This window comes from Spirochaetota bacterium (assembly GCA_038043445.1).
Lineage (GTDB): Bacteria > Spirochaetota > Brachyspiria > Brachyspirales > JACRPF01 > JBBTBY01.
This window is the reverse complement of sequence record JBBTBY010000047.1, coordinates 82,713-92,888: the sequence shown is the minus strand read 5'-3', so window position 1 is coordinate 92,888 and position 10,176 is coordinate 82,713. Positions and strand designations below refer to the sequence as shown.

At 50.8% G+C, this 10,176-nt stretch carries 9 protein-coding genes; 5 read left to right on the top strand and 4 right to left on the bottom strand.

Features of this window, described 5'->3' with window-relative positions; genetic code table 11:
• Positions 1-146: 146 nt before the first annotated feature.
• Positions 147-518: a hypothetical protein gene (locus AABZ39_07505; GenBank protein MEK6794605.1), complete on the bottom strand. Its 372-nt coding sequence runs from the start codon at positions 516-518 to the stop codon at positions 147-149.
• A gap of 477 nt (positions 519-995) precedes the next feature.
• Between AABZ39_07505 and AABZ39_07500 the strand changes: the two genes are divergently transcribed.
• The 5 genes from AABZ39_07500 (at position 996) to AABZ39_07480 (ending at position 6,826) form a co-directional block, all read left to right on the top strand.
• Positions 996-1,163, top strand: a complete 168-nt coding sequence (locus AABZ39_07500) for a hypothetical protein (GenBank protein MEK6794604.1) — start codon at positions 996-998, stop codon at positions 1,161-1,163.
• A 23-nt stretch (positions 1,164-1,186) separates the two neighbouring features.
• A complete protein-coding gene (locus AABZ39_07495) occupies positions 1,187-1,339 on the top strand; it encodes a hypothetical protein (GenBank protein ID MEK6794603.1) in 153 nt (50 codons plus the stop codon).
• 127 nt (positions 1,340-1,466) lie between these two features.
• Positions 1,467-4,598 carry a DUF3427 domain-containing protein gene (locus AABZ39_07490; protein MEK6794602.1) on the top strand — a complete coding sequence of 1,044 codons (3,132 nt, stop codon included), beginning with the start codon at positions 1,467-1,469 and terminating at the stop codon, positions 4,596-4,598.
• A 13-nt stretch (positions 4,599-4,611) separates the two neighbouring features.
• Positions 4,612-5,001, top strand: coding sequence for an 8-oxo-dGTP diphosphatase MutT (gene mutT, locus AABZ39_07485; protein MEK6794601.1), 390 nt, complete (start codon positions 4,612-4,614; stop codon positions 4,999-5,001).
• Between the two features lie 994 nt (positions 5,002-5,995).
• The gene (locus AABZ39_07480; GenBank protein ID MEK6794600.1) at positions 5,996-6,826 is read left to right on the top strand and encodes a hypothetical protein; all 831 of its coding nucleotides are present in this window, start codon (positions 5,996-5,998) and stop codon (positions 6,824-6,826) included.
• Here the strand turns inward: AABZ39_07480 and AABZ39_07475 are convergent.
• Genes AABZ39_07475 through AABZ39_07465 form a run of 3 tightly spaced genes read right to left on the bottom strand, consistent with a single transcriptional unit; the run spans position 6,823 to position 10,153 of the window.
• Positions 6,823-8,361, bottom strand: a complete 1,539-nt coding sequence (locus AABZ39_07475; GenBank protein ID MEK6794599.1) for a glycosyltransferase — start codon at positions 8,359-8,361, stop codon at positions 6,823-6,825. The two genes, AABZ39_07480 and AABZ39_07475, sit on opposite strands and share 4 nt — an antisense overlap.
• Entirely contained in the window at positions 8,361-9,350 is a 990-nt protein-coding gene (gene hypE / locus AABZ39_07470; GenBank protein ID MEK6794598.1) for a hydrogenase expression/formation protein HypE, read from the bottom strand. Before hypE ends, AABZ39_07475 begins: the two co-directional genes overlap by 1 nt.
• Positions 9,350-10,153 carry an alpha/beta hydrolase gene (locus AABZ39_07465; GenBank protein ID MEK6794597.1) on the bottom strand — a complete coding sequence of 268 codons (804 nt, stop codon included), beginning with the start codon at positions 10,151-10,153 and terminating at the stop codon, positions 9,350-9,352. The genes hypE and AABZ39_07465 overlap by 1 nt, the downstream gene beginning before the upstream one ends.
• Between the last annotated feature and the right edge of the window lie 23 nt (positions 10,154-10,176).

Sequence of the window (10,176 nt, the reverse complement as noted above, 5' to 3'; positions counted from 1 at the left end):
TGTGCCGAGAGTCTAACTCGCTGTGCCGAGAGTCTAACTCGCTGTGCCGAGAGTCTAACTCGCTGTGCCGAGAGTCATTTCAGCAAAAAAAGAGGGCCGGAGCGCTGTGCCCCGACCCATCTCTCCCTTTCCGATATCCAATCGGACTAAGCGGCATTCCCCTCCTTCGCTTTCTTCAGCTCGTGCTTCACGCCGCGTATCTTGCTCCGCAGGCGCTTTGCCTGTACCGCCAGTTCGCTCTTCTTTCCGAGCGTGCCGATGACCGCGTCGAGCTTGCTCGAGACGTTCTCGTAGAGCGCAACAAGCGCGGATGTCGAAAGCGTCGTCTTTTCGCGCTGTTTCGCCTTCATCGCCTCCTGCTCATTGTTCTGCGTTACCGCGTCGCTTTTCTGCGCGGCAAGCTCCTTGATCCAGCCGTCGACCTTGAGCCCCTTCGCGTCAAGGTCCGTCTGGTTCTTCTGCATGAAGTCGATGACTGCTTCGCAGAAACCGATCTTCTCCGTTGTTGAGAGCGGCATATATATGCCTCCTTTCTTTTATTTCGTATCCCCCGAAGGAAAATACGGTCGCACATTCCTGTGCGCGTAGAATATGCACCATATTTTCGATCACGGGTATCACTCGGAGGAGTGATATGGGAGGTTTTCGCATCACCCGGAGGAGGTATATGAGGCGTTTTGTGATACATTTTGGACAAAGCAGCAGGATGCGGAGGGTAAGGGAAGAGAAGATAACCACCGAGGGCACAGAGAAAGAGGGAGGATGGAAGTAAAGACACGGATAAAAGCGTATGCCACGGAAAGGGAACAGAAGGCAGGGTTCAAAGAAGGGAAATCACGCGACGACACTTCGGCAGGCTCAGTGCATGCGCGAAGGCGCGACGAAAAAAAGAGCGAAGAGAAGATATGCCGCACAGAGGCGCGGGAAACGCGGCGAAGAAGGGATGGCCACGGAGGTTCAGCGGGCACGGAGAAAGAGGGAGGAGGGAAGTAAAGATGCGGATAAAAGTGCATGCCACGGGATACAAGTCTCTGCCGGAGGGCGGCGGGGACTGCGATGACTGGGTGGGAATGACCGCCGGGGCATTGCGCTTTTGGGGATATGAGCCCTCTGTCGCTGCGGGGGAGAACGAATATGTCATGCCGTCTGCCTTGCACGGGTGAAAAATACCGTTCCGGATGGATATATGTACTACACGATATCGGATCGGCGTGATATCCCTGTAGGAAAATACGTGCCGATCGAACATGGTATCGTGGGAGGTTTGTCGGCGATCGATGGGAGGTGGAAGATAGCGACGATGGAAGTGCCGGAGAGGGTGTATGGGAAAGCTTATTGATTTTTGGAAGAGGTTAATCGCATGAAGATCATGCTGTTTGACACTACATTACGCCTGGGGTATACTTCCATTGGTGGTGTTGGCTTTTATCTATTCTCTCTATCCAACATCATGGGTTAGAGATAATATGGACAATAAATTACCTGTTGGCCTTTACGAAAAAATAGTTACTGAGTTGCTTGACCAACGTCTTTCTCGCCTTGAGCGCGGATTGCTTTATAATAAACAAAAGCTCGATGAAGCTGATAGCCATATAGCACTTGCACAACATATTGAATGTGTTGTTGAAGAGAAGTTACGTGCGATTACTGGAGAGGATAAACTTAAAAAACAGGTTGATTTGTGCAACGATATTCTATCAGTCCTAAATATAAGAAATGAGAGTGATGGGTACGTAGCATCAAAAATATGTTCTGAGGCTGTTCGTTTATTACAAATCTATAATGAGGTATTTGAGATTCCGCATAGGCCAGATACATCCTTGGCTGTCGGCAGTCTTTTAACCGCGACTGGAGGTGATCCATCGTTAGTGTCCCAACTGAAGCAGGAAATTCTTTCGGCCGATCGAGTTGACATTCTTGTATCATTTATAAAATGGAGCGGGATTCGAATAATCAAAGAAGAGCTAGAAAAGCTCACGAAAGATCGCCCATTACGTATTATTACAACATCATACCTCGGAGCTACAGACATTAAGGCGATAAAGTATTTGCTTGACCTTCCGAACACAAAGGTATGGGTATCGTTTGACACCAAGCGTACTCGGCTACACGCGAAGGCATTTATGTTTTTACGCCACACAGGGTATTCTTCTGCATATGTTGGATCATCAAATATTTCTAATCCTGCGATGACTGAAGGTCTTGAGTGGAATGTTAAGATCTGCGAAGCTGATTCCCCACATCTCTGGCGAAAAACTCAGGCGGCATTTGAAACATATCAGCGCTCATTGGAGTTTGAGTGTATTTCCTGTGCGGACCTTCCGCGACTTGCTTCAGCATTAGATAAAGAACGCACTGGCAATAGCGTAACATCTGATTCTCATTTGTCTTTTTTCGACGTACATCCATATGCCTATCAACAAGAAATACTTGACCGTCTAAAAGCAGAACGAGAAATTCATGGACGGAACAGAAATTTAGTGGTTGCCGCGACCGGTACTGGAAAGACCGTCGTTGCAGCATTTGACTTTGCTCGTTGTTTTGAGCGTCCAAGGCGCACGCGAATGATGTTTGTTGCCCATCGTGAAGAAATATTGAAACAAAGCATGAATGTATTTCGTAATGTGTTGCGGGACCAGAATTTTGGTGAGCTTTGGGTTGGGGAAAGTCAGGCGATAGATAAACAGCAGCTTTTCATCTCTGTCCAGACATTCAATACGCAACGTCTGTGGGAAACATTGCCCCCTGACTTTTATGAATATATTGTAATAGATGAATTCCATCACGCAGCGGCAGCTAGTTATCAATGTCTCATGGAACACTTTTCACCCCAGCATCTTCTTGGGCTTACGGCCACGCCTGAAAGAGCCGATGGCCAAGATATACTACATTATTTTAATAACCACATTGCTGCCGAGATGCGCTTGCCTGATGCAATTAATCGCAAACTGCTTTCTCCATTCCAGTACTTTTGTATCGCTGATAACACTGTTGATTTTTCGCGCCTGCAGTGGACTCGCGGCGGATATGACAGAAAAGCGCTTGATGGATTGCTTAACGGGAACGATGCGCGTGCGATGCTCGTCATGCAGAAAATAAACGAAATACTCCTTGCCCCATCAAAGTCACGAGGGTTGTGCTTTTGTGTGTCACAAGCGCATGCATCGTTCATGGCTAAAAAGCTCGTTGAAGGGGGGATCAAGGCAACTGCCCTCACTTCAGAATCCTCGGAAAATGAGCGTAGTTCCGCCATTTCAAAACTCCAAAACTACGAAATAAATTTCCTTTGTGTGGTTGATCTTTTCAATGAAGGCGTTGATATTCCTGAGGTCGATACAATCCTTTTTCTTAGGCCAACAGAAAGTTTGACCGTATTTTTGCAGCAGCTTGGACGTGGGCTTCGTCTATCGCAGGGGAAGGAACATTTGACGGTTCTTGATTTTGTAAGCAAAGCACATCGCCGGTTCAATTTCGAGGAACGTTTCAAAGCATTGATTGACAGTACTCCCAGGGATTTAGAAACAGAGATTATTCAGTCGTTTCCAAGCCTGCCCGCAGGATGCATGATCGAAATGGAGAAATTAGCTCAGCAATATGTTCTTGAAAATATTAGCGAGGGGCTTTCTTATGGGAATACTGCGGGATTTTTGGAACGCATTCGGGAATTTGCGAATGAAAGGAAGTCTGATGTTACACTTGGAGGTTTTCTAGATTTCTACGGAATAAAACCCCAAGAATTATACAAACGAGGATCTTGGTCTCGGCTCTGTGTTCGTGCTGGAATAAAACCGGATTTCACTGCACCAGACGAAGATGTATTGACAAGAGGGCTGAGACGCTTTTGTCATCAGAATAGCGCAAAATATATTAAGTTGCTGTCGCAAGCTCTTGCTGAAGTCAATGATAAAACGACTGAAGCCTCTGGTAATAATGTTGAAATCAATATGCTATTGACTATGGTCTGCTTTTCAATGTGGAATGGTAAACCGCCAGAAAAATCTATTGGTGAAAACATAGCTCGGATAAAGCGAAACAAAACAATATGGGCAGAACTTTGTGAGCTTGTTGAATATTTGTATTCAATTGCAGATGCCGTGGTTTATACGCCCGTACTTCCTTTTCCATGTGCACTTTCAGTCCATGCTTGCTATACACGGGATGAAATATTTTCCGGAATAGGGCACTGGACCGTTGGTAATGCCCCCTCCGTTAGAGAGGGAGTCAAGCATGTTAAGGAATTAAATACAGATGTTTTTTTTATAACTCTCAATAAAACGGAAAAGGATTATTCTCCAACAACGATGTATGAAGACTATGCTATTGATGCCGATCATTTTCATTGGCAATCACAAAGTACAACTGGCGAGCATTCTCCAACTGGGCAACGATATATAAACCATAAAAGCCAAGGAGCATATATTTTGCTCTTTGTTCGAGAAAACAAGCAGGATGACAATATAGCATCCCCATATTACTTTCTTGGAACGGCAGAATACGTAAGTCATATTGGAAACAATCCAATGAGCATTACATGGAAATTACATCAGCCATTACCGGGGAAGTTGATACGAAACACAGTTCGCATGTCTGTCGCGTGATAGGTGGAAAAATATGCTAAATCACATCGATGTGGCTGCGGCTGTAATACAGAAGGACAACAAGGTCTTTGTTGCGCGCCGTGCTCCCAAAGAGCACCTTGGAGGGAAATGGGAATTCCCCGGGGGGAAGATTGAACCAAATGAAAAACCTGAAGAATGCCTTAAGAGAGAGTTGGCCGAAGAACTCGGCATAGAAGTAGACATTGGCGAATATATAACCGAATCAATTTATGCCTATGATGAAAAGAAAATACGATTAATTGCATACGCTGTTGAGTATAAGTCCGGCGAAATAAAGCTTTCCGTTCATGATCATTATGAGTGGGCGCAGGTGGATGAATTGTTTAAATTCGATTTTGCTGCAGCCGATTGGCCTATTGTAAAATATATTTCGAGAATGTAGATGCGAATCACTTGCAAACTGGTTTTGCAAGGTGTTCTTGGAGGCGCATATCATGCGAAGACTTGAAAATATGCGGATGTAGTGGTCGGGATTATCCGAGCAATCCGCGTTTATGTCTCCTGTCTCTAATCGGTGTTTTCGGCGTCTTTGGTGTAAAATTGTATTCATCTTTTCTTGTGTTTTCCTTCGCGTTTTCGCGCCGTCGCGTGACATCTTCTTTGTTCTTTTATTTCCATTATGCTGGGATATTCCACGCGAAGCTCGCGAAGAATATGATCCTCTCCGTGAGCTCCGTGGTCTCCGTGAGAGACTTCTTCTCTTTCCCATTGATCGCCGTGAGTATTTATTGAGGCCGCATATCAAGTAATAGTTTAAGAATATGCGGGTGTAGCGACTGTATAATCCGTGTGATCCGCGTCTAAGTTCTTTTCTTCTCCCTTCTTGAGACGTGCGGGATGTACGCAGGGCGGAGGGTACATGCAATTCGCCTCGAGATAGATATTCGAGAACGATAGCGTCGGAAGAGAAGAGTCACCAGGATGCACAGGATGAGCCGGATTACATCGATAATGAAATCCGGTTAATCCGGTTCATCGTGGTGCTCCCCTTCTTCTCCTGATCCTTAAATAAAAATTATGAAGAGCCGCATATCCTGTGATAGCATATGGATATGAGGGAGTAACAACTGTATTGCACGCTTCTTTTCCACTCTTCGTCGCGTCTTCGCGCCTTCGCGTGAACTCCTCTTTTCCGATTTTATTTATTATTGAATCGAAGACGAAGACTTGCCTCACGCCAAGCCGCCAAGCGATGCACTGAGCGAAGCCGAAGTGAACGCCAAGAAGAAATTCATTCATACGATAATTTCTGTAACACAACAAGCGCTCCCCTTCCCCTTTAATAAGGGGGAAGGGGCTGGGGGTTAGGGGTTGTCCCCCCCCTTCTTTTTTGATAAAGCCCACCCCCATTCCGTACGATAATACAGATAACGACAATGAATACGGATTCACTCAAAAAGATCGGCATTCCCATTGCCATAGTGCTCGGCCTCCTCGCCGTGCTCATGGTTGTCCTCATTATCAGGGAATTCCGGGGTAAAAAAGAGGTATCGATGGCCGACGATATCGTTACGCAGGCGGAAGAGAACCCTGCGGCAGCGAATGCATCCCCGACGAACGATATTACTTTCCTCTACTCGACCCCGGCTTCGAATGCGGTCATACCGCGTGCATCGATCATCGATGAGCCGGAAGCGACCAATGCCGGTATCGATGAGGATATCCCGCGCAAGACCCCGAGAATGAAAGAACCGCCGATCGGCAAGAAGATGTCCCTCGCAGAGGAACCGATAGAGACGGTAAAGCCGATAGCAGCGACGCATGCATCGATAAAAAAAAAGCCGGCAAGCAGACCGGCAGCGCCGGTAAGGACCGTTCGCGGATCGAAACCGGTCATAACCGATATCATCATCGACTATAACAAACAGCGCACGGCATCCCCTGCGCAGCCGCTCCTTGTCACCTTCGCTGCGGCAATGCCGTCGACCGCGCGCTATGCCGACATACGCATCTTCGCACGTCGCGTGAAAGGCACATCGATAGTATCGCGCGATCTCATCCATGAAATGCACAAGATATATTCGATATCCGGCAAGACGCAGACGCAGTTCTACTGGACGGGAAAGACAACGACAGGTAAAACGCTCGCGCACGGCACATACATACTGTACGCAGAATGCGAAGCGTACACAGCGGGATGTACCCGCGTCGGTGCGGCAGGGCGATATGCGCTCCCGAAATGGTCCTGGAAGATCACGCTTCGTTAAACTGAGACAAGAACATCACGCAATTTTTGAGCGAGCGCTTTCGCATTGAAATGCGAGCGGATATATTCCTGCCCGTCGGCTATCCTTTTTTTTCGTAACAACTCCGATTCGTTCAAGGCCCGCACAACGGCATCGTGTATGCTTTTCGGGCGATAGGGGTCGCAGTAATGCGCGAAGCCGCCGGTCACTTCCGGGAGCGATGTACTCTCGCTTGTTACCACCGGTATGCCGCATGCCATAGCCTCGGCCGGCGGAAGACCGAAACCTTCATAGAGTGACGGGAAGACGAAAAGCGCTGCGTTGCGGTAGAGCTCGGCGAGTTTTTTCTCATCGACGCGATCGTGAACGGTTATCGATGCGGCAAGTCCGTTCGTATCGATGAAGCGCTGATACCTCGTTCCCGCCGTCGGGGCGACGACGACGAGACTGTTCTGTGCGCGCATCTCGGGCGAGAGCATGCGGTAGGCACGGAGCACGCCCATGAGGTTCTTGCGCTTGCCGATGCCGCCGACGTAGAGGATGTATCCCTTCCGCTTTGCACCGCGGGCGGGATCTGCATGGAAGTCAACGGCGTTCGCGACGATATCGATGTTCTTTTCCGGCACGCGGAGAACGCGCGCTATATCCGAGCGCGAGTGTGAACTGATAGTGATTATCCTGTCGGCATGCGTGCGGACATAGCGCATATCCTTTGAGAAGAGCGAGTAGGTCGAGAGCGAGAGCCCGGCAAGGAGCGAGGGATGACGGATGACCGCGTAGGGATCGAGCCCGAGCAGGGGAATGACATCGTGCACCGTTATGACGAGTTTGTATCCCTTGGCCTGCGGCTGCGGCGGCGTATTGTACGGTACGAAGAGCACATCGACATGCTCGTTGATGAAATCCGCTTCGTCGGTGAAGTGGAGGTCCCAATGGCGATGTCCCTGTTCGCAGAGCTGCTTCCCGAGCGGCACGACGCGTACGTTGCGGCGGTGCAGGCTCCGCGGGAGCGAAATTCCGTTCGGCGCGAAGAGCACATAATCGTTCTTCGTGTCGAGCGCAAGAAGCGCGCTCACGAGCGTCCGCGTGTAGCGACCGAAGCCGGTATACGGTGCGTCGAAGAATGCCGCATTGATGCCGATCTTTTTTTTGCCCATAGTGCCCGCCAGTATCCTTTTTTCAAGAGTATATAACGTGAATCGTATCTCTTTTGCCGTCTCGCTTTTGTCCGCATCGATGGTCTTAAGCGTTTCCTCGAGCACACGCGCACTTTCTTCCGCACGGATGAAATTCGCACGGAGTATATGCGTGCTGTCGCGGCGTTCCTTCTCGCCGTCGGTAAGCGTCCGCTTTCCGACATCCGCATCACTTTTCCGCGCGCGGAGAAGTTCATCGTCGATGCCCCTCGTTATCGATTCGATGACGTGCCTGAGGCGCTTCAAGACGGCGAATACCGATGCATCGTCGCGCTGATAGCGTATGATGTCCTCGATGACGCGAAGAGCCTCGCGGAGGCGATTGACGTTCGCATCGATGATGCGGTACATGGCGCTCATCAGCATATCCGCGGGAGCGGTGTTTCACCGAGCTCTTCTATCTGCCTGCGGACGCCATAGGGCATTGCCATGAGGAGCTTCTTTTCCGGCGTTGCCGTGCCGATGCGCGCGGCCTCTCTCCCGAGGGGATGCTTTCTGAGCGAGGAGACTATTTCGTCGGCAGCATCCGCGTCGACGGCCATCACCGCGCGGCCCTCGCATGCCAGATAGAGCGCATCGAAGCCGAAGAGCTCACAGATGCCGCGTACGGGCTCTGCTATCGGTATCGCATCGCTTTCGAGCGTTACGCCTGTGCCGGACGCCGTGATGAATTCATGTATCGTCTGCGCAAGCCCGCCGCGTGTCGGATCGTGCATGACGCGTATGCTATTGCGGAACGGCGAAAGCACGTTCATAAGCGGCAGGAGAGAAGCCGCATCGCTTGCAAGCGTCGTCGATAAGCGATGGCCTTCGCGGTGAGCGAGGATGGCGGCACCGTGGCGGCCGATGTCCCCGGTCACGATGATGGCATCGCCTTCCTTCATGACGCCCCGAATCGGCGCATCGTTAAACACGCCGATGCCTGTCGTATTGATGAATATCCCGTCGGCTTCGTGCTTCGGCACGACCTTCGTGTCGCCGGTAACGATGGAGACATCGTTCGCTTTCGCCTCAGATGCCATCGAGTCTATGATGCGGCCAAGCTCCGCTATGGAAAAACCCTCTTCGATGACAAGCGCGCAGGTGAGATAGTTCGGCTGAGCGCCGGAGACGACAAGGTCGTTCACCGTGCCGCAAACGGCGAGCTTGCCGATATCGCCGCCGTTGAAGAAAAGCGGCTTGACGGTGAATGTATCGGTGGTCACCGCTATTCGCTCGGAGACAGTGAGCACGGCGCTGTCGTAGTCCATTGCAAGGCTTGTGCCGAATTTCCGCGAGAACATATCGCGGATGAGCGTTCGCATGTGATACCCGCCGTTGCCGTGAGAGAGCGATATCGTATCGCGCATTACCATCCCCTGCGCTTAAGCCACCGTATGCATTGCGTGGTCCAGTCGCCGACATCGGGGATATCCTTTGCGAGACCGAGCCCGTGCTTCCCCGATTCGTAGGCGTGCAGTTCGCAGGGGATATTGTTCTTACGGAGCGCCGATGCGAAGACGAGCGAATTGTCCAGAGGAACGCCGGGGTCGTCGGAGGTATGCCAGAGGAACGCCGGCGGCGTATCCGCGCGCACGTGTTTCTCGTTGGAAAGGAAAAGTTTCATGTCTTCGGTCACGTTCTCGCCGAGCAGGTTCTTCATCGAGCCCGTATGCCCGAACGGTTCGACAAGCGATACGACGGCATAACAGAGAATGATCGTGTCCGGCCGCGCGGAAAGCGCATCGATGCTGTCCGTGGTCTCGACGTTCTCATGGTAATGCCAGTGCGTCGCGAGCGTGGAGACGAGGTGGCCGCCCGCGGAGAATCCGAGCGCGCCGACATGTGCGGGGTCGATGTTCCATTCCTTCGCGTTCGCGCGTACCGTGCGCACGGCGCGTTTCACATCGATGAGCGGGAACGGGTGATGATGAGGCGATACGCGGTAATTGCAGACGACGACGGATATGCCGTTCGCGTTAAGCCATTGTGCTATCGGTGCGCCTTCATGCGGCGCGCGCTGCGCATACCCCCCGCCGGGGCATACGACGATGACACCGGTCGTCCTTCCTTCGAGAATGAACGGATCGAGCGTAGGCGCATTGCCGTCAAGGGATGCGCCGCCGGGGATGTCGGTATTCCATAAAGACATGCGGGGCAGTTTTTTGAGCATGGAAGGACTCCTTGCGGACGGAG